Source organism: Tsuneonella litorea, assembly GCF_025154015.1.
Lineage (GTDB): Bacteria > Pseudomonadota > Alphaproteobacteria > Sphingomonadales > Sphingomonadaceae > Tsuneonella > Tsuneonella litorea.
In genome coordinates this window covers 104,060-128,998 of the sequence record NZ_JAOAMV010000007.1, presented here as the reverse complement: position 1 = coordinate 128,998, position 24,939 = coordinate 104,060, and the positions used below count along the sequence as shown (strand labels likewise).

Genomic DNA, 24,939 nt, shown 5'->3' with positions numbered 1-24,939 from the left:
TGCGGGCACTGCAGACGAGACCAGGAGAGTATCGATGACCACTCCGCAGCAACCGTTGGGATCGCCCTTCGGCTATCGTTCGACCGCGAAGGAAGTCGTCGCAGGGGTCGACCTGACCGGCCGGCACGTCGTCGTGACCGGCGGCTATTCGGGCATCGGCACCGAGACGGTTCGCGCGCTCGCGGGCGCGGGCGCGCATGTGATCGTGGGCGCGCGGCGGACGGACCGGGCCGAGGACGTGCTGGGCGAGATGGACGGCACGATCGAGGTCCTTCCGCTCGACCTCGCCGATCCGGCATCGATCGACGACTTCGCCGACGAGGTCGCCAGCCGCTGGGACCGCGTCGACATCCTGATCAACAACGCCGCGATCATGGCCAACGACCTCACCCGCGACGCGCGCGGCTACGAGAGCCAGTTCGCCACCAACCACCTCGGACATTTCCAGCTCACCGCGCGGCTCTGGCCCCTGCTCGATGCCGCCGGGGCCGCCCGCGTCGTGGTCCTGTCCTCGATCGGCCACCGCCTCGGCGCGCCCGACCTCGACGATCCCAACTTCGAGCGGCACGACTACGACAAGTGGCTTGCCTATGGCCGGGCCAAGAGCGCCAACGCGCTGTTCGCGCTTCAGCTCGACACGCTGGGCGAACCCCACGGGGTGCGTGCCTTCGCGGTCCACCCGGGCGGGATCATGACCCCGCTCCAGCGCCACCTGTCGAAGGAGGAGCAGGTCGCGATGGGCTGGATGGACTCAGAGGGCAACGTCAACGAACGCTTCAAGACCACCGAGGAAGGCGCGGCGACGACCGTGTGGGCGGCGACTTCGCCGCTGCTCGAGGGCAAGGGCGGGGTCTATTGCGAGGATTGCGACGTGGCCGCGCCGGCGAGCGCCGACAGGCCGATGGGCGGGGTCCACCCCCACGTGCGCGACGCGGGACTGGCCGCCCGGCTGTGGGACAAGTCGGAAGAGATGACGGGGGTCACCTTCCGGCCCATCGCGCTCCACTCCTAGAAGACCGGCCTCCGATCGCGATCGAGGTCTATGACGAGATCGGCGGGCGCATCGACCAGCATCCGCCGCGTGATCCGCTCGTAGTGCGCGACGAAGCGCGCGATCCGTTCGCGGCCCATGCCCGCCTCGCCGAGCTGCGCCTCCTGCTCGCCCCGCCAGCGTTCGACTACGCCGAAATCCGGCGCCCGCAGCATCACGCGCAGTTCGATGCGAGCGAACAGCGCCGCGTAATCCCCGGCAAGACGCGCATTGACCCAGCTTCGCCAGGATCCGTCCGGATCGTCGTCGCGCTCGAGCGCGTTGATTGGTTCCGCCAGTTCGGCGGCGGTTTCGGGCTGCGCGCCCACGCACCATCCTTCGAGCAGGACCACGTCGAACGGCCCGGCCAGATCGCGCGCGCCTGCCCGGTCATCGGCGGCTTTGTCGAAGCATGGCACCCGGGCCATGCGTCCGGCGAGCAGGGCGTCGAGCGCGGCCGCCAGCAGCGCGGTGTCATGCGTTCCGGGCACGCCGCGCGTGGCGAGCAGCGGGTGGATTTCGCGCGCCAGCGCCGCCCGCTCGGCTCGAGTCAGGTAGAAATCGTCGAGCGCGAGGACCGCGGTGCGCAATTCCAGCTCGGCGAGCAATGCGGCGAGGCGCGGCGCCATCGTGCTCTTGCCCGACCCTTGCGCGCCCGCAAGGCCGACGAGCACCGGGCGGCGGAGCGCGGCATGGCGCGCCGCGATCGCCCGGGCGACCGCGCGGTCCGCGGCCTGCCAGGTCAGGTCCGGGCCTGTCCGGTCGGGCATAGCGACAGCGCGGGGCAATCGGCGCATCCAGGCGCCTTGGGCGTGCAGATTTCGCGGCCCAGTTCCTTCATCAGCTGGTGATGTTCGTCGATCGTCGCGGCATCCCATTCGGCGGGCAGCAGCGGCATCAGCCGGGCATAAACCTTGCCGGTATCCTCTCCCTCGCCGATCAGGCCCAGCCGGGCGAGGATGCGCAGATGGTGCGTGTCGAGCACCAGAGCCGGCCGGTCGAGCGTGGTCGTATTGACGACCTGCGCTGCGATCTTGGGCCCCGCGCCGGGCAGCGCCTCGAGCCACGCGACAGCGGCGGGCGTGTCCATCTCCTCGAGCAGCGACAGGTCGATCCGGCCCACCTTCTCGCGGATCGCGCCCAGTACCCCGTGCACGCGCCTTGCCGACTGGTTGGGAAACCGCACGCCCTTAAGCGCCTTGGCCAGCGCATCGGGCGCAAGGTCCGCGACCGCATCCCACGATCCGCACTCGGCAAGGACGCGGTCCGCCACCGCGCTCGACGCCTCGCTCGGCATCCGCGAGCCGATCAGGCCCTGCACCAGCGCCCATTCCGGGCTGCGTCGGTCCTTCGGTCGGCGACGCTTGCGGCCGAACCGCTGGACCAGCGCGTCCTGCAATCGCTCGAGTGTTTCGGTGACGGTCACGGTCACCGAACGCCTATTCCCACTCGATCGTGCCGGGCGGCTTGCTGGTGTAGTCGTAGACCACCCGGTTCACGCCCTTGACCTCGTTGACGATGCGCGTCGCCACGCGGGACAGGAAGGCGCTGTCGAACGGGTAGACGTCGGCGGTCATGCCGTCGGTGCTGGTCACCGCGCGCAGCGCAAGGACGTGATCGTAGGTGCGGTAGTCGCCCATTACCCCGACCGTGCGCACCGGGAGCAGCACCGCGAACGCCTGCCAGATCGCGTCGTAGAGCCCGGCGGTGCGGATCTCCTCGAGGTAGATCGCGTCGGCCTTGCGCAGGATGTCGCAGCGTTCCTTGTCGACCGCGCCGGGAATGCGGATCGCGAGCCCGGGACCGGGGAAGGGATGCCGGCCGACGAAAATCTCGGGCAGGCCTAGCTCGCGGCCCAGCTCGCGGACCTCGTCCTTGAACAGTTCCCGCAACGGTTCGACGAGCGCCATGTCCATCCGTTCGGGCAGGCCGCCCACGTTGTGGTGGCTCTTGATGGTGACGCTCGGCCCGCCGGTGAACGAGACGCTCTCGATCACGTCGGGATAGAGCGTCCCTTGCGCGAGGAAATCCGCGCCGCCGATCCTCTTCGCCTCTTCCTCGAACACGTTGATGAACTCGGCGCCAATGAACTTGCGCTTCTTCTCGGGGTCGGTGAGCCCTTCGAGCCCCGCCATGAACCGGTCCTCGGCATCGACCACCACCAGCGGGATGTTGTAGTGGTCGCGGAACATCCGCTCGACCTGCTCGCGCTCGTTCAATCGCAGCAGGCCATGATCGACGAACACGCAGGTCAGCTGCTCGCCGATCGCCTCGTGGATCAGGATCGCGGCGACCGAGCTGTCGACGCCGCCGCTGAGGCCGCAGATCACCCGGCCGGAACCGACCTGCTCGCGGATCTGCGCGATCTTGGTCTCGCGATAGGCGGCCATCGTCCAGTCGCCCGCAAGGCCGCAGACCTTGTGGACGAAATTCGCCAGCAGCTTCGCGCCGTCGGGGGTGTGGACCACCTCGGGGTGAAACTGGGTGCCGTAGTACTTGCGCGCCTCGTCGGCGATGACGGCAAAGGGTGCGCCGTCCGACGTGGCGACGATCTCGAACCCGGGCGCGAACCGGGTGACCTTGTCGCCGTGGCTCATCCAGACCTGGTGCCGCTCGCCGACCTGCCAGAGCCCGTCGAACAGCGCGCAATCCCTGGTGACGGTGAGGAACGCACGGCCGAACTCGCCCTCCCACTCGCCCTGGTTGCCCGCCTCGACCCGGCCGCCGAGCTGGTGCGTCATGACCTGCTGGCCGTAGCATATGCCGAGGATCGGAAGCCCGCTGTCGAACAGCACCTGCGGCGCGCGGGGGCTGCCTTCCTCGGGCACCCCGGCGGGCGACCCGGAAAGGATGATGCCCCTGGGGCGAAGGCGCGCGAACGCTTCCTCGGCCTGGGTGAACGGGGCGATCTCGGAATAGACCCCGGCCTCGCGCACCCGGCGGGCGATAAGCTGGGTCACCTGGCTGCCGAAATCGACGATCAGGATGGAATCGGGAACGTGCGCTGGGTCCATCCCGCGCCGTTAGGCGGCGGCCCCGCTCAGGTCCAGCCCCCGGGGCCCCGCTCATGCGAGGGCGATTGCCGCGCCGCGACCCGCCCGCTAGTCCGGGAAACGCGTCGCGGTTGCCCCCGGCCCGTGCGCCAGCGGAGGTCCGATGCAGCGGCGTGCCAGCGTCTGGTTCGTGTTCACGGTCGTGCTGATCGACATGATCGGCTTCGGCCTCGTCATGCCGGTCCTTCCCGAGCTCATCATGCACCTCGGCCGCTTGCCGGTCGACAGCGCGGCGGTCTGGGCCGGCTGGCTCGGCGCGGGCTACGCGGCGCTGCAATTCCTCTGCGCGCCGGTGATCGGCAACCTCTCCGACCGCTTCGGACGGCGACCGGTCCTGCTCGCCAGCCTGTTCGCGTTCGGCTGCGACTATCTCCTGCAAGGCCTCGCCCCGAGCCTTGGCTGGCTGGTCGTGGGACGGCTGATCGCGGGCCTGACCGGCGCGAACTATTCGGCCGCCTATGCCTATATCGCCGACGTGACCGGGCCGAAGGACCGGGCAGCGGCGTTCGGCACGATGGGGATGGCGTTCGGCTTCGGCTTCATCATCGGCCCGGCGTTCGGCGGGTTCCTTGGCGAATTCGGCCCGCGCGTGCCGTTCCTCGCTGCGGCGGGGATGGCGTTTGCCAACGTGATCTTCGGCTTCTTCTTCCTTCGGGAGAGCCTGCCGGCGGAGCGCCGGCGACCGTTTCGCCTCGCGCGGGCCAACGCCTTCGCGGCGCTCCGCGCGCTCTCGGGGCAGAACCCGGCGGTGCTGTGGTTCGTCGCCGCGCTCGGGGTGTGGAGCCTTGCGCACACCGTCTATCCGTCGATCTGGGCGTTCTTCGCGATCGAGGCCTATGGCTGGAGCGTCGGGCAGATCGGCCTGTCGCTGACTGCGGTCGGGCTCGGCAGCGCGCTGGTCCAGGGGCTGCTGATGCGCTGGCTGATCCCGCGCATCGGAGAAGTGCGCGCCATCGTGCTGGGCGTCGCGGCGCTCTTCACGGCGACGATGGTCTTCGCCTTCGTGCGGTCGAACCCGATCATCTACGCGGCGCTGATCTTCAACGGGCTCCAGGGACTGGTCCAGCCCTCGATCAACGCGCTCAGCAGCCGGGCGGTAAACGCGGAGAGCCAGGGCGAGCTGCAGGGGGCCACGCAGGCGATCGGAAGTCTCGCCATGATCGCGGGACCGCTGCTCTACACCGGGATCTTCGCAAAGACCGCCGGGCCACAGGCAATCGTGTACTTTCCCGCCATGCCCCTCGTGGTCGCTGCTTCCATCGCCGTCGGTGCCATGGGAATCGCGATCGCCGGTGCCAGGCGCGACACAGACCCGGACGGACGAGTTGCACGAAACGCAACGTAGCGCGCAGTTTTCTCATTTGTGAAAACCGGCGCGTAACATTATTTCCGCCGCCGAACCGGACGAAGCCAGTCCTCTCCCCAAGAAAAACGGCTTCCCGGTGCGTGCCTCCGACCACGTCCCCCCGGGTCCAGAGGCACCTTCGCCCCCGCCCCCAGCGGCGGCCGCGAACAGAAAGCGGGGCGGCGGCATCTCCTCTCCCTCCCAGCCGCCGCCCCGTCTTTCCACCTCCGCCGCATCCTCTGCCGATCGCCCGGCCCGTCGCGTCACGACCGCGAGCTCTCCTCTCCCGGCACCAGTGAGCGAAACGCAACTCACGTCCACTTCTTGTCATTAGTGGAAAGTCGCTCGTAATCTTATTTCGCCGGCATGGGTCAGCCCGAGGCGGGCCGGCCGTTTTCATCCGGAGATTTTCGATGCGTATCCTCGTCCACCTTCTCGCCTTCCTGACCGCCAGCGCGATCAGCACCCTCACCCTGGGCGCGACCATCGCCTGAGGCAGGCTGCACGCGCAGGGCTGCGAACGAAGGCCGCTTACACAAGGGCCGTGTGACCCGCCCCGGGTGAACGTCCTCGACCCGGCTAGGCCGGTTGTTCCATGTCCGCGGCCATTTCGCGCAGGTCGCTCTTGAGCAGCTTGCCGAGGTGGCTGCGCGGCATTTCGTCGATCGCGTGAAGCGCCGCCAGCCGCTGGGTCTTGCCCAGCTTGCCGTTGGTCTCGGCCAGGATCGCGGGCAGGTGGCGCTGGTCGAACCCGCGCGCCAGCCGGACGAAGCCCACCGGCGTCTCGCCCCAGGCCCGGCTCGGCACCCCGACAACCGCCGCTTCCGCCACCCGTGGGTCGGCTTCGAGCGCCGCCTCGAGATCGGCCGGGTAGATGTTGAAGCCGCCAGATATGATCATGTCCTTGGCGCGCCCGACGAGTTCGACGAAGCCATCGCCGTCGATCCGCCCGATGTCGCCCATCCGCTGCCAGGTCTCGCCCGTGGCCGGATCGGTCCAGTATCCTTCGCGGGTCTTCTCGGCCTGGTTGCGATAGCCCGACATCATCGTCCCCGACCGGCCGACGAGGTGCCCTGCGGTGCCGGCGGGAACCTCGTTGTCGTCGTCGTCGAGAACCTTGAGCTCGCTGCCCGGCGCGGGCCGGCCGACGGTGTGCAGTTTGTCCGGAAACTCGTGCGCGGGCAGCAGGCAGACCACTCCGCCCTCGGTCATCGAGTAGATCTCGATCAGCGCGCCGGGCATCCGCGCGAGCACCTCGCGCTTGAGCTCGGCGGAAAACGGCGCCGAGGTGCAGTACTTCAGCTGCAGCGCCGACAGGTCGAACCGGTCGAAATCGGGATAGTCCATCAACCGCTGGTACTGGACGGGAACGAGCATCGTCATCGTCGTCCGGTCGGCCTCGGCATGGGCGAGCCACCGGCCGCAGTCGAACTTGCCGATGATCCGCACGGTGCCCCCTGCAAGCAGCGGGGCGAGGAAGGCGACCATCGTCGTGTTCGAATAGAGCGGCGTGGAGGCGAGGCTGACGACCTCGGCGCCCGCTTCGAGCAGGCTCGACGCGGTCCGCGCGAACTGGCGCCAGCGCATCTGGTGTGACTGCACGATCCCCTTGGGCATCCCGGTCGTGCCTGACGAATAGATGATGTTGAACGGGTCCTCGGGGCCCGGCTCGGCCGGCGCGGCACGCGTGCCCGCTGGCGCCATCCATTCGGCGAGATCCTCGTCGAGCACGATCTTCGACAGGCCCGCAAAGCAGTCTTCGCCCAGTTCGCCCAGCTTGGCTCGGTCGATGAAGATGTGGGCTGCGCCGCTGTCGGCGGCCATGGCGGCGAGCTGATCGGCGGTCGCGCTGGTCGTCAGCGGCGCGGCGACCCCGCCAGCGCGGACCGCGGCGAGAAAGACCAGCGCGTAGGCGATCGTCGACGTGCCCAGTATCGCCACCGACTGGCCCTGCTCGAGTCCATCGGCCTGCAGCCGCGCGGCGATCCGCTCGATCCGCTCGTCGAGTTCGGACCACGCTAGCTCGCCGCCTTCGTCGCGCAGCGCGGGCTTGTCCGGCTGGACGGCCGCCCAGTCAGCGAGCACCTTCAAGAATGCGCCGAACGGTTCGGCGAGGCGGGCGGCGATGTCCTGTTTCGTCATCCGCGGTACGCTAGCCGCGCGGGACGGGCTGACAAGGGGCTTTGCGAGCGGCAGGACACGGGTCTAGGTCAGGGCCATGAGAACCCTTTTCCTGCTTCCCCTCCTGGCCGGCTGCGCCGCCTCCGCGCCGCCGGGCCCGGCCTCGGCGCCCGCGGCGCGCACGGCGACGCCGCGCATCCTCGCCGTGTTCGCCCACCCGGACGACGAGAGCGTCGTGTCTCCGGCGCTCGCCAACGCCGCGCGGCGCGGCGCGCGCGTGCGGATCGTCTATGCCACGCGCGGAGACGCCTCGGCCCCGGAAACGACGCTCGCGCCCGGTCCGGCGATCGCCGCACGCCGCACCGAGGAGGCGGTCTGCGCCAGCCGCGCGCTGGGGGCCGCCGACCCGATCCTCTACGATTTCGGCGACGGCAAGCTCGGCGAGATCGTCCGCCCGCCCGCCGGCACCCTGGGCCGCCTGCGCGACAGCCTGGCCGCGACGCTTGCGGACGAGCGCCCGGACATCGTCATCACCTGGGGGCCGGACGGGGGATACGGCCATCCCGATCACCGGCTGGTCACCGCGGTCGTGACGCAGGTCGTCGCCGGCGCGGATCGCCGTCCCCTGCTGCTCTATGCCGCGATGGAGCGCGGCTCGCTGCCCGACCAGCCGCAGATCGCGGCGATGGGCTGGGCCGAAACCGCGCCCGACCTGCTGACCGTCCGTTCTCGCTTCACGGCTGGCGACCTCGCGGCAGCGGCCCGCGCGTTCGAGTGCCACGCGAGTCAGTACGACGCGGCCAGCCGCGCCGCGCTCCCCGCGCTGTTCGGGTCGAGCGTGTGGAAGGACGGTGTCCACTTCCGGCCCGCGCTCGACCCTGCGGCGGGTGAGGACCTGTTCGACCTCGCTCGGCCGGCCCGATAGGCATCCCTTCCGGCCCGGCCGGCTACCAGCCCGACCCCGGCTCCTGCTTGCCCGGCGGCGTGAACGACAACCTGCCGAGCCGCCATGTCGGATCGTCGCCCATCAGCTCCTCGTTCGACGGGATGTCACCGGGCGTCACCACCCCGTCGACCGTGGCGAACAGGTACCGGCCCGATTCGCGGATCCGCACCGTGCCATCCGGCCAGTGCTTCTCCAGCCGGTCCTGCAGCCGCACGGCCTCTTCGGACAGGCCATTGCCTTCGAGCCGGCGGGGTGCGCCATCGACGAGTTCGGCCGACGCGCTTCGCGTCGCGTCGATGCCGTCCTTGAGGATCCCGATCGCGATCAGGAGCGCGGCCAGGCTGTCGGCCCACCACAGCCCCAGCGCGATGCCCGCAATTCCGGCGATACCGGCCGCGCCGGTCTGCCAGTCGGCCTTCTGCATCAGCGAATCGGTGAACAGCACCTTGTCGCGCAAACGCCTGGCAATGGGTTGCTTGAGCCGCCCGAGGATTACCGGGGGAACGATCGAGTAGGCCAGCGCCGCGATCATCAGCCAGCCGAGCCAGAAGGTTTCGCCGAAGAACGTGACCGGGGGGATGGTCGGGTGCTCCGCCTTCATCAGGCCCGTCCCGTTCGTCCAGATCAGGTAGATGCCCATGAAGCACAGCACCACGGCCGACGCGAAGAAGGCCAACGAATTGGCCCGCAGGTAGCCGAAGGGAAACTTGCGGGTTGGCGCGCGCGGCTCGAGGTGCGCGGAGACGAGGAAGGTGATCGCCGGAATGAGGCCGAGGATGTCCTCGAAGAAGGCAGTCTTCATCGCCTGGCTGGCGCCCATCGTCAGATACATGATGACGACCACGGTGCTCATCCACCCGAGGGTCCACCACTCGAGCCGCTTGGCGTTCCTGAAGTCCTGCCTGATCGGGCTGGGCAGTTCGCTCACCGGCTCGCCTCCCCGACCGCCATGATCCAGCCGTTCTCGCCGTTCATCGCCGCGAAGCGCGGGGCAGGCACACCCTTGGGCACCTTGCCCACTGCGCCCTGCGCGGTGGAGAAGTGCACCTCCTTGCTCCACGGCGAAGATTGCGCAAACTCGCCGTAGACGAGATCGAGTTTGCCCCGCTTGAGCTGCGTGAGCAGCGCCTCGCTGTCACCCCTGACAATTTCCGGCCGGGCACCGGTCCGCTCGGTGAGCCGGGCGAGAGTCTGGCGGCTGGGCGGATCGATACTGGCGCCTTCGACGATCCCCAACCGCAGGGTGCCGCTGCGCTCGACCCGGTCCTGCGTCCCGCTTGGATCGCGCGGCAGCGAACAGGCGGACAGCACCGCGCAAGCGGCAGTGACGATGAACAGGTCTGACGGTCTGGACGTGATCACGGCATGGCCCCCGTTCGCTTCGAACGAAGCCCGAGACGGTCTCGGGCTACGCCTTTCACAATGAAGGCGCGGGGCTGCTGGTTCCGGGCCTTTCTGGCCGGCCCGCTCATTTGCCGTGGCGGTGCCCGGCGGAGGCGATGCGCCCCCGCCGGGCCGTGCGGCCGAGCCGCCCGCTGTCCTAGCCGGCGAGTTCCTTCACCAGGTCGAACAGGTAGTCGCGCCCGGTGTAGACGCCGCGCACGTTGAGCCGTTCGTTGAGGCCATGGGTGCCGTTTCCGTCCGGGTCGCCCCACGCGCTCGGCACGCCGTAGGTCGGAATGCCCGCCCCGCCGGTATAGACCCCGTCGGTCGCGCCGGTGGACATGGTGGGAATGACCGGCACACCGGGAAAGTGCTTCGCGGCAAGCTTCTCGATCGGGCCGATGATCGCCGGGTCGAGCGGCGGGTTCTTGGCTACCGGCTTGTCGTCGCGGCCATAGGCGATGGTGATCTTGTCGTTGCCGATGATCCCGGCGAGCGCATCCCGGATTTCCCCACGGGTGTGGCCGGGAAAGATGCGGCAGTTGACGTTCGCCTCGACCCGCTGGGGCAACGCGTTGAGGGCGTGCCCCCCGTCGATCAACGTGGCGACGCAGGTCGTGCGCAGCATCGAATGCAGCGCCTTGTCGCGGTTGACGATGGTCATTGCCTGCGCATCGCCCAGGTCTTTGGTCAGCGCGACCATCGCCTTGCCGATCTCGTCGCCGCGCAGCGCGCCGGCCTTGGCGAAGAAAGCGCGGGTGGTGTCGTTGAATTCGGCCGGAAAGTCGTACGCGCCGATCTTCAGCAGCGCCTCGGACATGTCGTAGATCGCGTTCTGCGGGACCGGCTGGCTGCTGTGTCCGCCGGGGTTGGTCGCGACGAGCTTGTAGTCCTGGTAGACCTTCTCGCCGACCTGCACGGTCTGGACCATCAGGCGACCGGCTCCGTCGGTGCGTCCACCACCCCCTTCGTTGAGCGCGAATGCCGCGTCGATCAGCGGGAGGCGCTCCTTCGCCAGATACTCGGCCCCGTTGAACGCGTTGTCGGTTTCCTCGCCGCAGGTCAGCGCCAGCTTGATCGTGCGCTTGGGCTTGTGGCCGCCCTGCTTCAGCCGGATCAGCGTGTCGGTCCAGACGGCGGCCTGGAACTTGTCGTCGGCGATTCCGCGGGCGTAATAGTACCCGTTCTCCTCGACCAGCTTGAACGGATCGCGCTCCCAGTCGGAGCGCTTGGCGGCGACGACATCGATGTGCGCCAGCAGCAGCATCGGCTTCAGCGTCTTCGAGGTGCCCGGCAGCACCGCCACGAGGCCCCCATCGTTGGGGTGTTCGGGTACCGAGAAGGGCGTCAGCTGGTCGTCGGTGAAGCCGGCCGCCCTGAGCCGTGCTTCGAGCTGCGCGGCAGCTTGCGTACAGCTTCCGTCGGGCAGCGAGGTGTCGGTCTCGACAAGCTCCTTGTAGAGCTCGAAGAAGCGCGCCTGGTCGGGCCGCAGCGGCCCCATCGGCACGATCGTCATCTGCGCCGTCACCGGCGACGCCGCAAGGACGCCGGCAAGTGCCGCAAGCATCGCGTATTTCATGCAATTCTCCCCATCTGGACAGCGCGCCTTTCAGCACCAATCGGCTGTGGATGGAAGGGGCCGGGAATGGTTCCTAAACGGTCCCTCGATGCCTATATGATCGGCATGAGCGAGAACACTCCCGAGCAGGGCGCGAATCCCCCCCTAGAAAACGGTTCCGGCCAGGCCGGATACGGCGCCGATTCGATCAAGGTCCTCAAGGGCCTCGACGCCGTGCGCAAGCGGCCCGGCATGTACATCGGCGACACCGACGACGGATCGGGCCTGCACCACATGGTGTTCGAAGTCAGCGACAACGCCATCGACGAAGCGCTGGCGGGTCACTGCGACCTCGTGCTGATCGAGCTCAACCCCGACGGCTCGGTGAGCGTCGAGGACAACGGGCGTGGCATCCCGGTCGACATGCACAAGGAAGAGGGCGTTTCCGCCGCCGAGGTCATCATGACCCAGCTTCACGCGGGCGGGAAGTTCGAGAACACCAGCGAAGACAACGCCTACAAGGTCTCGGGCGGGCTGCACGGGGTCGGCGTGTCGGTGGTCAATGCACTCAGCGAATGGCTCGAGCTGACGATCTGGCGCGACGGCAAGGAGCACTGGATGCGGTTCGAGAACGGCGACGCGGTTGCTCCGCTGGTGGTCAAGGGTCCCGCGGGGCGCGACCGCAACGGCACGCGCGTGACCTTCATGCCCTCGACCGGGACGTTCAAGAACGTCACCGAGTTCGATTTCGAGAAGCTCGAGCACCGCTACCGCGAGCTCGCGTTCCTCAATTCCGGCGTGCGCATCAAGCTCGTCGACAAGCGTCACGAGGAGCCGCTCGAACACGACCTCTATTACGAGGGCGGAATCGCCGCGTTCGTGAAGTACCTCGACCGCAACAAGCAGCCGCTCGTGCCCGAACCGATCTCGGTTTCGGCCGACAAGGATGGCATCGGCATCGACGTCGCGCTGGAGTGGAACGACTCGTACTACGAGAACGTGCTCTGCTTCACGAACAACATTCCGCAGCGCGACGGCGGCACGCACCTCGCCGCGTTCCGCGCCGCGCTGACCCGCACGCTCAACGCCTACGCCGAGCGCACGGGCCTGCTCAAGAAGGAGAAGGTCTCGCTGTCGGGCGAGGACATGCGCGAGGGCCTGACCGCGATCGTGTCGGTCAAGCTGCCCGATCCCAAGTTCTCGTCGCAGACCAAGGACAAGCTGGTCAGCTCGGAAGTCCGCCAGCCACTCGAATCGCTGATGGGCGAGAAGATGAACGAGTGGCTCGAGGAAAATCCGGCCGATGCCAAGGCGATCATCCAGAAGATCGTCGACGCCGCCGCCGCGCGCGAGGCCGCCCGCCGGGCGCGCGAGATGAGCCGCAAGGGCGCGATGTCGGTCGCCTCGCTGCCGGGCAAGCTGTCCGACTGCCGCGAGCGCGATCCGGCGAAGTGCGAAATCTTCCTGGTCGAGGGTGACAGCGCCGGCGGCTCGGCCAAGTCGGGCCGCGATTCGAAGTACCAGGCGATCCTGCCGCTCAAGGGCAAGATCCTCAACGTCGAGCGCGCCCGGTTCGACCGGATCATCTCCTCGAAGGAAGTCGGCACGCTGATCCAGGCGATGGGCACCGGCCTGCGCGACGAGTTCAACCTAGAAAAGCTGCGCTACCACAAGATCGTCATCATGACCGACGCCGACGTCGACGGTGCGCACATCCGCACGCTGCTGCTGACGTTTTTCCACCGCCAGATGCCCGAGATCATCAAGGCGGGGCATCTCTACATCGCCCAGCCGCCGCTGTTCAAGGTCAGCAAGGGCCGCAGCGAGGTCTACCTCAAGGATCAGGCTGCGCTCGACCGCCATCTGGTCGAGGCCGGGCTGCAGGGCCGTGTGCTCGAGACCGGCGAAGGGGCGCGTTCGGGCGAGGACCTCAGGAGTCTGGTCGATTATGCGCTGCGCATCCGCAGCCTGCTCGGGTTCGTCCCGCGCAAGTACGATCCCGCCGTGATCGAGCACATGGCGCTTGCCGGCGCGTTCGATCCCGCGCTCGACGCGGACACCCGGATGCGGGCGCTCGAATACGCCGCCCAGCGGCTCGGGATGGGCGATCCCGAGGCCGCGTGGTCGGTCGTGCGCCGCGACGACGGGTCGATCGCCTTCGCGCGCCGCTGGCGCGGGGTGACCGACGTGCACGAGATCGAGGCCAAGTTCATCGACAGTGCCGAGGCGCGCAAGCTCCACCGGGTCGCCGAGGAGCACGCCGACGCCTTCGCCCGGCCGAGCGAGTTCGCGCGCGGAACCGGCGATGCGGATCCGGAGGCTGAAGGCGAACCTGCGACCGACGACGCCGAGGACGAAGCCGGCGCCGCGCCGCTCCAGCGCGAAGGCACGATCACCCGGCCGACGCAGTTGCTCGACGCGGTGCTCGCCGCGGGCCGCAAGGGCCTGTCGGTCAGCCGCTACAAGGGCCTGGGCGAGATGAACGCCGAACAGTTGTGGGAGACCACGCTCGATCCCGATAACCGCGCGCTCCTGCAGGTGAAGGTCGAGGACGCCGACGTGACCGACGAGATCTTCACCCGCCTGATGGGCGACGTGGTCGAACCGCGGCGGGAATTCATCCAGGAGAACGCGCTGAACGTCGCGAACCTCGACGTCTGATCCCCCCGGCGCACGAACGCCCGGTCAGCGGCGGCCGCGAAAGAGCACAAAAAGAATCGCGCCGACCGCCAGCACCAGCGCGAAAAGCGCGGCAATGACGAGCGTGTCGGCGTACATTTCTTGTCCCTTCTCCGGAATATGCCGGCGGAAGACTAACAAGAGTCAGGCCCCGAACGTTCCACCTGCCGGTCGAATAACATCCGCTTGCGAAGGGGCTCGCTCACGGGCATTCGCGGGCCATGTCGCACATTCCCCGATCGCCCCTCGCTCTCCGCCCCGCTCGCGCAATCGTCGCGGGCCTGTTCGCTGCGCTGGCCGCCTGCGCAACGGTTCCCGCCGCTCCGCCCCCGCCGGTCGAGGTCGGAATCCTAGCGATCAATGACTTCCACGGCGCAATCGAGCCGCCGCGCCAGTCGGTCTTCATGCCGGCCCCTGACGGAAATACCTTCGGCGTGCCGGCAGGCGGGGCTGCCTGGCTCGCCTCGGCCGTCGACGCGCTGCGCGCGGGCCATCGCCACTCGGTCACCGTATCGGCGGGCGATCTCACCAGCGCCTCGCAGTTCGCCTCGTCGCTCTTTCTCGACGAACCGGCGGTCGGCGCGATGAACCTGATCGGGCTCGACTTCAACGCGGTCGGCAACCACGAATTCGATCGCGGGCGTGCCGAGCTTCTGCGCCTGCAGACCGGCGGCTGCGACAAGCACACCCGGCGCGAGCCGTGCGCGGTCGAACCCTTCGCCGGCGCGCGTTTTCGTTACCTTGCCGCCAATGTCACGACCGAAAGCGGCGAAACGCTGTTTCCTGCCACCGGCACGCGCACGTTCGGCACGGGCGCAGGCGCGGTGACCGTCGGTTTCGTTGGCCTGACCCTCAAGGGCACGCCCGGGCTCGTCCTGCCGGAGGCTGTCGCCGGCCTGACCTTCGACGACGAGGCCGATGCGATCAACCGCGCGGCCGACTCGCTGCGCGCGGGCGGCGCGGACGCGGTGGTCGTGCTGGTGCACCAGGGCGGGCGCACGTCCGGCGATCCCGACCCGCAGGGCTGCGACGGGCTGGCCGGCGAGATCCTGCCGATCCTCGACCGGGTCTCGCCCAAGGTGGACGTGGTGGTCTCGGGACACACGCACTGGGCCTACGTCTGCGAGCGCGACCTGCCGGGCCGCTCGAGTCCGCTCCTGCTGACGAGCGCGGGGGTCTACGGCACGCTCGTGACCGACATTACCCTCACGATCGATCCCGTCGCGAGCCGCGTGGTCGCCAAGAAGGCGGCCAACGTGATCGTGCAGAGCGTGCCCTACACCGCCACGAGCGGCGTTCGCGGCAATACCGATCTCGTTCCGCGGTTCGAGCCACGCCCCGACGTGGCCGCCTATGTCGCCAGGTTCGTCGAAGCATCGAAATCGTTTTCGGCCCGCAAGGTCGGCTGGCTCGCTGGTCCGGCGACGCGCGCCGGCGGCGACGCCTCGCGCGAGGGCGGGGCGCTGGGCAACCTCATCGCCGACGCCCAGCTGGCGGCGACCCGCGGCGCAGGAGCGCAGATCGCGTTCATGAACCCGTTCGGGATTCGCGCGCCCCACGTCCTCGATCCCGACGCCGACGGGGCGCTGACCTTCGCCCAGCTCTACCAGATTCAGCCGTTCAACAACGAACTGGTGACATTCAGCCTGACCGGAGCGGAACTGAAGGCGGTGCTGGAACAGGGTTTTGACGATCAGGCCCCGCTGCAGGCACTGACCCCGTCGCAGGGTTTCGCCTATCGCTACGACCTGTCGCGGCCGATCGGGCAGCGGATCGTGGGGATGACGCTGAACGGCAAGCCGGTCGATCCGGCGGCGACCTATCGCGTGACGGTGAGCAACTTCCTCGCCCAGGGGGGCGACAGCTTCACCCTGTTCGCCAATGGGCGCGACGCGGTCCGCGGCGCGGTCGATGTCGAGGCGCTGCAAGGCTGGATCGCCTCGAAGCCTGCGCGCCGCGTGCCGGATGAAAACCGCAACGTCGACGTCACGCCGAACTGACGGCGAAAGCCGCTAGGCCGCGCGCAGGCCCTTGATCCCGCGAGCGCCACCGTCGACCGCGCTGAGCCCGGCGAACAGCGTGTCGACGATCTTGGCGAGCTTCTCCTCGCTGAGCCGGGGCTCCATGTAGGTGAGGACGTCGGCCATCGTGTAGGGCAGCACCATCTGGTTGATCAGGCTCAACGCGTCGTCGATTGCCAGCCCCTCGAAAGCGCCCTCCGCCTGGGCCTGCGCGATCAGCTCGCACAGGTAGTGGTCGGCCAGGTCGACATAGCTGCGCACGCGCTCGAAATGCGCGGCGCCGAGTTCGCAATAGACCTTGAACGCCGCCGGGTCGGCCCGGAACCGCTCGCGCTGGAGGCGAAAGCGGCGGACGAAGAATTCGTACATCTTGCGATTGGGCGGCAGGTCGCTCGCCAGCACGTCTTCCATGATCGCGACGTGATCGACGAACCAGCGTTCGACGATCGCGTCGAACAGGTCGGTTTCCTCGGGAAACAACGCCTCGATCCGGGCACGCGGAACGCCTGCGCCCGCCGCCAGCGCGGTCCGGGTCACCTCGTCGCCGCGCTCCTCGATCATGCGCATAGCGGTGCGGACCAGCCGGTCCCTCTCGCTTTCGGGATCGATCCCGCTGCCGCCCATTGCCAAACTCCCGTACGATCCTGCGATTGTAGGCGAGCGGGTGGACGGTTTGAAGGGGCTATTGCGTGGTTCCTGACGCGTCGCCGGCCTTCGCGCTACCGCTCGCGCCCATCGGACCGCCCGGCCCGATCACCCGGCGATAGGTCTGCGCCTCGGTCATCGTCCCGGTGGTCGAGGCGTTCTCGTCGGGCATCCGGTACAGCGCGCCGTCGGCGATCGCGTAGACCTGGTTCTCGCCGCCAGCCTTGATCAGGATGCGGCTGTTGTCGTCGTACCAGTTGTAGGTGCCGCTCGTCTCGGTCCCGTCGGGATCGCGCATGACGTAGGTGCCGTCGGTCCGCAGCGTGATCGCGCGCTCGCCGCCGCCAACCGGCTGGGCATAGGTGCCCGCGTAGTTGACGCTGGTGCGCGCATCCGGGGCGACTGAGGGGAACCGCGGATCGACCTGCGGCAGATTGACGTCGACGCCCGCGGTGTCGGTATCGGCCGTGTCGGCGGGCGCGGTGTCGCCGCACGCCGCGAGCGCAAGGGCAAGCGGCGCGGCGAGCGGAAGGGCAGTTGCGAGGCGCATGAAATCTCTCCGAAACGATCGTCTGTGCCGATTCCAACGGACGAGTGGGCCCGATGTTTCAGGTCTTCTTCGGCGGCAGGGGAAAGAATCCCGAGGTGCGCCGGACATAGTCGGCATATCCCGGCCGGCGCTTGGCCATGCCCGCCTCGAGCAGCGGCTTGCCCGACCAGCGCGTGAGGGTGAAGGTCAGGAACAGAGGCCCGACCACCGTCCATGCGGCGATCCACCACCCCGCGCTGGCGGCGGCGAGCCAGATGCCCCACCACGCGCAGGCGTCGCCGAAGTAATTGGGATGCCGGGTATAGCGCCACAGCCCGCGGTCCATCACTTCGCCCTTGCTGGCGGGATCGGCGCGAAAGCGGGCGAGCTGCCAGTCGCCGACCCATTCGAAGAAGATGCCGACCAGCCAGAGCGCGAGGCCGACGAGCGCGAGCCCGCTGATCGGCTGGACGGCGCCCGCCGCGATGATCCCGGCCTGCGCCGGGCTGGAGACGATGAACAGCAGCACAGCCTGGCCGAGGAACACCTGGGTCAGCGCGGCGATCGCGAACCGCCCCTGCTCGCGGGGCTTGCGCATCATCCGGGCATAGCGCGGGTCCTCGCCCTCGCGCCGCCAGCGGCGGAACAGGTGGATCGCAAGGCGGCCGCCCCACAACACTGTCATTGCCATGAGCAGCGTGGCGAGCGGGCCGGGATCGGCCAGCCGCAGCCAGCTTGCCAGCGCCAGCAGCGCCATTCCCCCGCCCCAGAACGCGTCGATGAACGACACGTCGTTTATCTGAAGCGAAACCGCCCACAGCAGGAGCACGAGCCCCAGCAGGATCACCGCGTTGCCCAGCAGCCCTTCGATCATTCCCCACCCATCCTTTCCGCCTGTGCCGCGAGACGTTCGAACCGGCCGCACCCGGGTAACTTCGCGCGATAGAATTCGGCCAGCCGCGCAAGGTCTGCGGCAAGGTCGTCGCTCGGCCAGATCGGTTCGCCCAACCCGCCGATCATGGTCGCGTTGTCGACCCAGGCCGGCACGATCGGCACGCCCGCCGCGCGGGCGATGTGCCAGAAGCCCGAGCGCCATTCGCCATCGGTGCTGCGCGTTCCCTCGGGCGCGACGACCAGTGCCAGCTCGTCGGCCTGCGCGAACGCGTGCGCGACCTGCTCGACATAGTTCGATCCGCGCTGCGAGCGATCGACCGAGATGCCGCCCATGTCTTCCATGAACCGCGTCATCGGCCACTTGAAAAGCGTGTGCTTGCCCATGAAGCTGGGGCGGATGCCGAGCGTGTGCGTCGCGCCGATGAAGAACACGAAATCCCAGTTCGAGGTGTGCGGCGCACCGGTGATGACGAACTTCGGCACGCCGGGATGCCCGCCTTCGAGCGTCCAGCCCTTCCAGCGATAGAGCGCGATCAAACGCCGCCGGACAAGCCGCGAGAGCAGGGTCGCCCTGTGTCCGGCATTCGTGCCTCTCGCCGCCATGTAGCTCTCCCCCGACCCGCGTAGCAGCGGGAACCGGATTTGCTAAGAAACAAGTTTGGCGGGCATCGGCGCCATGCAAGCTTCTTGGCGGGGCTACATCCGGAACACGCCGAACGCGGGGCGCTCGGGTATCGGCGCCTCGAGCGTGGCGGCGAAGGCGAGGCCGAGGACGTCGCGCGTCTGGACCGGGTCGATCACGCCGTCGTCCCACAGCCGCGCGGTGGCGTAGTAGGGGTTGCCCTCGTCCTCGTACTTCTGGCGGATCGGCGCCTTGAACGCCTCGGCTTCCTCCGGCGTCCACTTGTCCGCATCGCGGTGGACCGTGGCGAGCACCGAGGCCGCCTGCTCGCCGCCCATCACGCTGATGCGCGCGTTGGGCCAGGTGAACAGGAACCGCGGGGAATAGGCGCGTCCGGCCATGCCGTAATTGCCCGCGCCGAAGCTGCCGCCGATCACGACGGTCACCTTGGGCACGGTCGCGGTGGCGACCGCGGTGACGAGCTTGGCGCCGTGCTTGGCGATGCCTTCGGCCTCGTACTTGCCGCCGACCATGAAGCCCGAGATGTTCTGAAGGAACAGCAGCGGGATGCGCCGCTGGCAGGCAAGCTCGATGAAGTGCGCGCCCTTCTGCGCGCTTTCGGAAAAGAGCACGCCGTTGTTGGCGAGGATCGCCACCGGGATGCCCCAGATGTGCGCGAAGCCGCAGACCAGCGTCGAACCGTAAAGCGCCTTGAACTCGTGGAACTCGCTCCCGTCGACGATGCGGGCGATCACCTCGTGAACGTCGTAGGGTGCGCGCACGTCGTCGGGGATCAGCGCGTAGAGGTCGTCGGCCGCGAACTTCGGCGGGCGCGGATCGCGCAAGGCCACGTCCGTCGCCGCGCCGGTGTTCGCGCCGAGGTGGCTGACGATGTCCCGCACGATCGCGAGCGCGTGCTCGTCGTTTTCAGCGAGGTGATCGACGACGCCCGATTTCCTGGCATGAAGGTCGCCGCCGCCGAGGTCCTCGGCGCTGATCTCCTCGCCCGTGGCGGCCTTCACCAGCGGCGGGCCGGCGAGGAAGATGGTGCCCTGTTCGCGCACGATCACGCTCTCGTCGCTCATCGCCGGGACATAGGCGCCCCCCGCGGTGCAGCTGCCCATCACGCAGGCGATCTGCGGGATGCCAGCTGCGCTCATGTTCGCCTGGTTGAAGAAGATGCGCCCGAAATGCTCGCGGTCAGGGAACACCTCGGCCTGGTAAGGCAGGTTCGCCCCGCCGCTGTCGACGAGATAGACGCACGGCAGCCGGTTCTCGGTCGCGATCTCCTGCGCGCGCAGGTGCTTCTTGACCGTCATCGGGTAGTAGCTGCCGCCCTTCACGGTAGGATCGTTGGCGACGATCATCACCTGCCGCCCGCTGACCCGGCCGATGCCGCAGATCATCGAGGCGCCGTTGACGTCGCCCTCGTACATCCCGTTGGCGGCGAGCTGGCCGATCTCGAGGAACGGCGCGCCCGGATCGAGCAGGCGCTCGACACGCTCGCGGGGCAGCAGCTTGCCGCGGCTTACATGGCGCTCGCGGTGCTTGGCCGGCCCGCCGAGCGCGGCCTCGGCAACCCGCGCGCGCAGGTCCTCGGCAAGGCCCCTGTTGTGATCGAAACGGGCCTTCGCCTCGGGGCTTTCGCGGTCGAGCCGGCTGGTCAGGACGGGTGCTGTCATGGCCGGGAGGCCTAGCCCGCCAAGCGGCCGCTGCAAAGACACCAAGCGCCGGATTTGCCTATCGGACCCCGCAGGTGGTAACCTCGCGACTCTCGTTCTCCAGCCGCGCGCGCAGACGTGACTGGGTCTTTTGGAGGACAGGATGACTTACTGGAAACTCAAGGGCAGGCAGCTCGTCAACTGCACCTGCGTCTACGGCTGCAACTGCCAGTTCGGCGGCGTGCCCGACAAGGGCCACTGCCACGCGGTGTTCGGGATGGAGATCGACGAAGGCACGCACGGCGACGTCGACCTCTCGGGGCTCAGGATCGGCGCGGTGTTCAAGTGGCCCGGACCGATCCACGAAGGCCACGGCGAGGCGGTCGCCTTCGTCGACGAGCGCGCCTCCGAAGACCAGCGCAACGCGCTGCTGACGATCATGACCGGGGGCGACACCGATCCGATGGCGACGATGTTCGCGGTGTTCTGCTCGACCGTGGAGACGATGCATCCGCCGATGTTCGTGCCGATCGAGTTCGAGGTCGATATCGAGGGCCGCAGGGGGCGAATGCGCATCCCGGGGCACGTCCAGATGGACGGCGAACCGATCCGCAGCCTCGTCGACGGGTCCGAACTGCGCGCGCGCATCCACCTGCCCGACGGGTTCGAGTACGAATACGCCGACATCGGCTCCGCCTCGAGCAAGTCGGACGGTCCCGTCCCGGTCGAGATGACGTCGAGCTACGGCCAGTTCGCGCATCTCAACCTAGACAGCCACGGCGTCGTCCGCGCAGCATGAAACGCGCCTGATGGGACGGCTGGCGGAAGGCGCGCTGCGCCGGCATCGCCTCGTCGCGATCGTCGCCCTGTCGCTGCTGGTGCTGCTCGCATGGGCCTGGCTGCTGGCCGGCGCGGGAATGGCGGCGGGCACCACGTTCTCGCTGGTCCCCGGTCCCTTGAGCCGAGGCACGATGGACGCAATGGCGATGCCCGAGGCGGGCGGGTTGCTCGTGTTCTCGATGTGGCTGGTGATGATGGTGGCGATGATGCTGCCTTCGGCCGCGCCGACGGTGCTTCTCTATGCCCGCGCGGCCGCGCACCGGGCGCCGCCCGGTGCGGCGCCACCGCCGACAGCTGCCTTCCTCCTCGGCTACATCGTCGTCTGGGGGGCCTTCTCGGCGGTCGCGGCCGCCCTGCAACTCGCGCTCGCTTCGTCCGGCGCCCTCTCCATGGCTTCGATGGGATCGGCGAGCCGCTGGCTCTCGGGAGGAGTGCTGGTCGCCGCGGGCCTCTACCAGCTCACCCCGCTCAAGCGCGCCTGCCTTGATCATTGCCGCTCGCCCGCAGAATTCCTCGCCCGCCACTTCCGCCCCGGTCCGCTCGGCGCGCTGCGACTGGGGCTCATCCACGGCGCATACTGCCTCGGCTGCTGCTGGGCGCTCATGCTGCTGCTGTTCGTCGGCGGGGTGATGAACCTCGCGTGGATCGCCTTGCTCACCCTCCTCGTCGCGGCCGAGAAGCTGCTTCCCGGGGGCCGGACGATCGCGGTCGCCGGGGGCGCCGCGATGCTCGCGTGGGGCGGCGTGATCCTGTTCGGCTAGCCCGCCGCGCCGATCAGCTCGCGCCCGATCAGCATCCGGCGGATCTCGTTTGTGCCGGCACCGATGTCGAGCAGCTTGGCATCGCGCAGGTAACGCTCCACCGGCCAGTCCTTGGTATAGCCCGCCCCGCCGAGCGCCTGGACCGCCTCGCCCGCGACGCGGAAGGCGTTCTCGCTCGCCAGCAGGATCGCGCCCGCGGCGTCGAAGCGGGTGGTGTGACCGGCGTCGCAGCTCTTGGCCACCGCGTAGGTATAGGCGCGCGCCGATTGCAGCGCCACGTACATGTCGGCGACCTTCGCCTGGATCAGCTGGAAGGCCCCGATGGGCTTGCCGAACTGCCGACGCTCGCGGACGTAGGGGATCACTGTGTCGAGGCAGGCCTGCATGATCCCGAGCTGCAGCCCGGCGAGCACCACGCGCTCGTAATCGAGCCCGCTCATCAGCACGCCGACCCCCCCATTCAGCGGGCCCATGACGTTTTCCTCGGGCACTTCGCAGTCGTCGAACACCAGCTCGGCGGTCGGCGAGCCCCGCATCCCCATCTTGTCGATCTTCTGGCCGATCGAGAAACCGGGCATGTCCTTTTCGATCAGAAACGCGGTGATGCCCTTGCTGCCCGCGCTGCCGTCGGTCTTGGCATAGACCACCAGCGTGTCGGCATAGGTCGCGTTGGTGATCCAGAACTTGGTGCCGTTGAGCACGTAGCCGCCCTGCACCGCGTCGGCCTTCAATTTCATCGATACAACGTCGGACCCGGCGCTCGCCTCGCTCATTGCGAGCGATCCGACGTGTTCGCCGCTGATCAGTTTCGGCAGGTACCTCGCCTTCTGCTCGTCGGTGCCCCACCGGCGGATCTGGTTGACGCACAGGTTCGAGTGCGCGCCGTAGCTGAGGCCGACGCTGGCCGACGCGCGGCTGATCTCCTCGACCGCGATGACGTGTTCGAGATAGCCGAGGCCGAGGCCGCCCCATTCCTCTTCCACCGTGATGCCGTGGAGGCCCAGTTCGCCCATCTTCGGCCACAGCTCTTGCGGGAACCAGTCCTCGCGATCCGCCCGTTCGGCGAGCGGGGCGACCTGTTCGTCGGCGAAGCGGGCGACCGCGTCGCGGATCATCTCGGCGCTCTCGCCGAGCTGAAAATCGAAATCGGGGGTAGCGCGCACGCGGTCCTCTCTGCTTGCTTCGCGCCGCGCCTAGACCAGCGCTGCTGCGCGCGCAAATGGCGCAATTCAAAGGATTTTCGCAGAGATCAGTTTCGGCTCTTAACGCCTTGAAGTTTAGCCAGAAATGCCATAACCTGCGAATTGGGATCGCTTCTTGTGAAATTCGAGCAATCGTCTGGCCCGCCCGCAGGCGAGGAGCCCTCGGTCGCTTTTGGCGATGAGGATGCCCGCGTCCGGATTCTGGACAGCTACAAGATCGACGCGCTCGACGACGACGACGAACTGCTCGCGATCACCCGGTTTGCGGCACGTCTGTGCCAGGCGCCGGTGGCGTTCGTCAGTATGGTGGAGCGCGACGTCCAGCGCTTCCTCACCCATGAGGGCCTGGACCTACGCACGACGCCCCGCAAGCAAAGCTTCTGCGCGCACACGATGATGCGTGGCGAAGAGATGATCGTGACGGACGCCTCGAGCGATCCCCGCTTCGCCGACAACGAACTGGTTACCGGCGAACCGCACGTTCGTTTCTACGCCGGCGCGCCGCTCATCTCGCCCGAAGGGGCGCCGCTGGGCGCGCTCTGCGTGATCGACGACAAGCCCCGGCCCGAGGGCCTCGACCCGCTTCAGATCGAGGGACTGCAGGTTCTCGCCAGGGCGGTCATGCGGCGGCTCGACGCGCGCCGCAAGGGCCTCGCCGCCGTGACCCGCGAAGCCGAGGGCGCCCGCGCCATGCGCGAAATCGCCGATCTCCTGCCGGCGATCATCTGGTCCGCCGACGGCGACGGCACGTTCGATTATTTCAATTCGCGCTGGCGCGAGGTGACCGGCATCGATGGGCCCAATTGCACCGACGACTGGCGCCCCGTCGTTCACCCCGACGACTCGGATCGCGTGTTCGCCGACTGGGGCGAATGTTACGATGCCGGGCAACCGTTCGAAAGCGAATATCGCCTCAAGCAGGCAGACGGTTCGTTCCGCTGGACTCTCTCCCGCGCGCTGGCGATCCGCAACCCCGACGGCTCGGTGCGGCGCTGGTACGGCACGCTGACCGACATCGACAGCAGCCACCGCGTTTCCGAAAGCCGCGACCTGCTGGCGCGCGAACTGTCGCACCGGATCAAGAACATCTTCGCCGTCGTGGCAGGCCTGGTCTCGATCCGCGCGCGGCGGCACGAAGCGGCGCGCCCGTTCGCCGACGAGCTGATCGACGCGATCCGGGCGCTGGGCCGGGCGCACGACTTCGTCCGCCCCGTCGAAGGCGCCAAGGGCGACAGTCTCCGCGGCCTGATGACCGAGCTGATGGCGCCCTATTCGGACGGCGGCGAGCGGATCGTGATCGGCGGCAAGGACTGCTCGATCGGCCCGCGGGCGGCGACGCCGCTGGCGCTGATCTTTCACGAACTCGCCACCAACTCCGCCAAGTACGGCGCGCTGTCGGTCGAAGGCGGAAAGGTTGCCATCGAGATCGACTGCCCGGAAGGTGACGGCGAAGCGGGCATCACCTGGCGCGAACGCGGCGGCCCTTCCACCGACGCTCCCGGTGCGGAGGGCTTCGGGTCGCGGCTGGTGCAGATGTCGATCGAGGGGCAGCTGGGTGGCCGGATGGAGCGGCGCTTCCTGCCGCACGGGCTCGAAGTCGACCTGGCGATTCCGGTTTCCGCGATCCGCAGCTAGGCGGGGGGCGCGGC

21 protein-coding genes are annotated in these 24,939 nt (G+C 68.5%); 8 read left to right on the top strand and 13 right to left on the bottom strand.

Features of this window, described 5'->3' with window-relative positions; all coding sequences use genetic code 11:
- Positions 1 to 34 precede the first annotated feature (34 nt).
- A complete protein-coding gene (locus tag N0B51_RS13455; protein ID WP_259963081.1) occupies positions 35 to 1,012 on the top strand; it encodes an oxidoreductase in 978 nt (325 codons plus the stop codon).
- Here the strand turns inward: N0B51_RS13455 and N0B51_RS13450 are convergent.
- From N0B51_RS13450 to guaA, 3 genes are read right to left on the bottom strand one after another with little or no spacing between them, the layout of a single operon-like run.
- The gene (locus N0B51_RS13450; RefSeq protein WP_259963079.1) at positions 1,009 to 1,800 is read right to left on the bottom strand and encodes a kinase; all 792 of its coding nucleotides are present in this window, start codon (positions 1,798 to 1,800) and stop codon (positions 1,009 to 1,011) included. The genes N0B51_RS13455 and N0B51_RS13450 overlap by 4 nt on opposite strands.
- On the bottom strand, positions 1,773 to 2,462 hold the full coding sequence (locus N0B51_RS13445) for an endonuclease III domain-containing protein (RefSeq protein ID WP_259963077.1): 690 nt from the start codon (positions 2,460 to 2,462) through the stop codon (positions 1,773 to 1,775). Before N0B51_RS13445 ends, N0B51_RS13450 begins: the two co-directional genes overlap by 28 nt.
- Before the next feature lie 7 nt (positions 2,463 to 2,469).
- Positions 2,470 to 4,044, bottom strand: a complete 1,575-nt coding sequence (guaA, locus tag N0B51_RS13440) for a glutamine-hydrolyzing GMP synthase (RefSeq protein WP_259963075.1) — start codon at positions 4,042 to 4,044, stop codon at positions 2,470 to 2,472.
- Between the two features lie 142 nt (positions 4,045 to 4,186).
- On the opposite strand from guaA, the gene N0B51_RS13435 reads away from it, so the two are divergent.
- Positions 4,187 to 5,428, top strand: coding sequence for a TCR/Tet family MFS transporter (locus tag N0B51_RS13435; protein ID WP_259963073.1), 1,242 nt, complete (start codon positions 4,187 to 4,189; stop codon positions 5,426 to 5,428).
- Positions 5,429 to 6,007: 579 nt separating this feature from the next.
- Here N0B51_RS13435 and N0B51_RS13430 read toward each other — a convergent pair.
- On the bottom strand, positions 6,008 to 7,570 hold the full coding sequence (locus tag N0B51_RS13430; protein ID WP_259963071.1) for a class I adenylate-forming enzyme family protein: 1,563 nt from the start codon (positions 7,568 to 7,570) through the stop codon (positions 6,008 to 6,010).
- A 76-nt stretch (positions 7,571 to 7,646) separates the two neighbouring features.
- On the opposite strand from N0B51_RS13430, the gene N0B51_RS13425 reads away from it, so the two are divergent.
- Complete coding sequence (locus N0B51_RS13425; protein WP_259963070.1) at positions 7,647 to 8,474, top strand: PIG-L family deacetylase; 828 nt, start codon at positions 7,647 to 7,649, stop codon at positions 8,472 to 8,474.
- A gap of 22 nt (positions 8,475 to 8,496) precedes the next feature.
- Here N0B51_RS13425 and N0B51_RS13420 read toward each other — a convergent pair whose 3' ends face one another.
- From N0B51_RS13420 to N0B51_RS13410, 3 genes are all read right to left on the bottom strand, one after another.
- Positions 8,497 to 9,423, bottom strand: coding sequence for a cation efflux transmembrane domain-containing protein (locus tag N0B51_RS13420; RefSeq protein WP_259963068.1), 927 nt, complete (start codon positions 9,421 to 9,423; stop codon positions 8,497 to 8,499).
- Positions 9,420 to 9,857, bottom strand: a complete 438-nt coding sequence (locus tag N0B51_RS13415) for a type 2 periplasmic-binding domain-containing protein (protein WP_259963065.1) — start codon at positions 9,855 to 9,857, stop codon at positions 9,420 to 9,422. The genes N0B51_RS13420 and N0B51_RS13415 overlap by 4 nt, the downstream gene beginning before the upstream one ends.
- Positions 9,858 to 10,035: 178 nt before the next feature.
- Positions 10,036 to 11,457 carry a M20/M25/M40 family metallo-hydrolase gene (locus N0B51_RS13410; RefSeq protein ID WP_259963063.1) on the bottom strand — a complete coding sequence of 474 codons (1,422 nt, stop codon included), beginning with the start codon at positions 11,455 to 11,457 and terminating at the stop codon, positions 10,036 to 10,038.
- Between the two features lie 105 nt (positions 11,458 to 11,562).
- Here N0B51_RS13410 and gyrB point away from each other — a divergent pair, with 105 nt between their 5' ends.
- Together gyrB and N0B51_RS13400 are read left to right on the top strand one after the other, a co-directional pair.
- Positions 11,563 to 14,097 (top strand): DNA topoisomerase (ATP-hydrolyzing) subunit B, encoded by a 2,535-nt coding sequence (gene gyrB, locus N0B51_RS13405; RefSeq protein ID WP_259963061.1) that lies wholly within the window; start codon positions 11,563 to 11,565, stop codon positions 14,095 to 14,097.
- Positions 14,098 to 14,336: 239 nt separating this feature from the next.
- Positions 14,337 to 16,115 carry a bifunctional metallophosphatase/5'-nucleotidase gene (locus N0B51_RS13400; protein WP_259963059.1) on the top strand — a complete coding sequence of 593 codons (1,779 nt, stop codon included), beginning with the start codon at positions 14,337 to 14,339 and terminating at the stop codon, positions 16,113 to 16,115.
- Between the two features lie 12 nt (positions 16,116 to 16,127).
- Here N0B51_RS13400 and N0B51_RS13395 read toward each other — a convergent pair whose 3' ends face one another.
- The 5 genes from N0B51_RS13395 to N0B51_RS13375 form a co-directional block, all read right to left on the bottom strand.
- Positions 16,128 to 16,760 (bottom strand): hypothetical protein, encoded by a 633-nt coding sequence (locus N0B51_RS13395; protein WP_259963057.1) that lies wholly within the window; start codon positions 16,758 to 16,760, stop codon positions 16,128 to 16,130.
- Positions 16,761 to 16,818: 58 nt separating this feature from the next.
- Positions 16,819 to 17,331 carry a copper resistance protein NlpE gene (locus N0B51_RS13390; protein ID WP_259963055.1) on the bottom strand — a complete coding sequence of 171 codons (513 nt, stop codon included), beginning with the start codon at positions 17,329 to 17,331 and terminating at the stop codon, positions 16,819 to 16,821.
- A 58-nt stretch (positions 17,332 to 17,389) separates the two neighbouring features.
- The gene (locus tag N0B51_RS13385) at positions 17,390 to 18,184 is read right to left on the bottom strand and encodes a DUF1295 domain-containing protein (protein ID WP_259963053.1); all 795 of its coding nucleotides are present in this window, start codon (positions 18,182 to 18,184) and stop codon (positions 17,390 to 17,392) included.
- The gene (locus N0B51_RS13380; protein WP_259963051.1) at positions 18,181 to 18,807 is read right to left on the bottom strand and encodes a lysophospholipid acyltransferase family protein; all 627 of its coding nucleotides are present in this window, start codon (positions 18,805 to 18,807) and stop codon (positions 18,181 to 18,183) included. The genes N0B51_RS13385 and N0B51_RS13380 overlap by 4 nt, the downstream gene beginning before the upstream one ends.
- Before the next feature lie 93 nt (positions 18,808 to 18,900).
- Positions 18,901 to 20,508, bottom strand: a complete 1,608-nt coding sequence (locus tag N0B51_RS13375) for a carboxyl transferase domain-containing protein (RefSeq protein ID WP_259963050.1) — start codon at positions 20,506 to 20,508, stop codon at positions 18,901 to 18,903.
- Positions 20,509 to 20,650: 142 nt separating this feature from the next.
- On the opposite strand from N0B51_RS13375, the gene N0B51_RS13370 reads away from it, so the two are divergent.
- Positions 20,651 to 21,286 (top strand): DUF1326 domain-containing protein, encoded by a 636-nt coding sequence (locus tag N0B51_RS13370; protein ID WP_259963048.1) that lies wholly within the window; start codon positions 20,651 to 20,653, stop codon positions 21,284 to 21,286.
- Between the two features lie 10 nt (positions 21,287 to 21,296).
- Positions 21,297 to 22,088 (top strand): DUF2182 domain-containing protein, encoded by a 792-nt coding sequence (locus N0B51_RS13365; protein ID WP_259963047.1) that lies wholly within the window; start codon positions 21,297 to 21,299, stop codon positions 22,086 to 22,088.
- Here the strand turns inward: N0B51_RS13365 and N0B51_RS13360 are convergent.
- Positions 22,085 to 23,251, bottom strand: coding sequence for an isovaleryl-CoA dehydrogenase (locus N0B51_RS13360; protein WP_311201845.1), 1,167 nt, complete (start codon positions 23,249 to 23,251; stop codon positions 22,085 to 22,087). The genes N0B51_RS13365 and N0B51_RS13360 overlap by 4 nt on opposite strands.
- 156 nt (positions 23,252 to 23,407) lie before the next feature.
- Here N0B51_RS13360 and N0B51_RS13355 point away from each other — a divergent pair, with 156 nt between their 5' ends.
- Positions 23,408 to 24,925 carry a PAS domain-containing protein gene (locus tag N0B51_RS13355; RefSeq protein ID WP_259963045.1) on the top strand — a complete coding sequence of 506 codons (1,518 nt, stop codon included), beginning with the start codon at positions 23,408 to 23,410 and terminating at the stop codon, positions 24,923 to 24,925.
- The last annotated feature ends 14 nt before the right edge of the window (positions 24,926 to 24,939 follow it).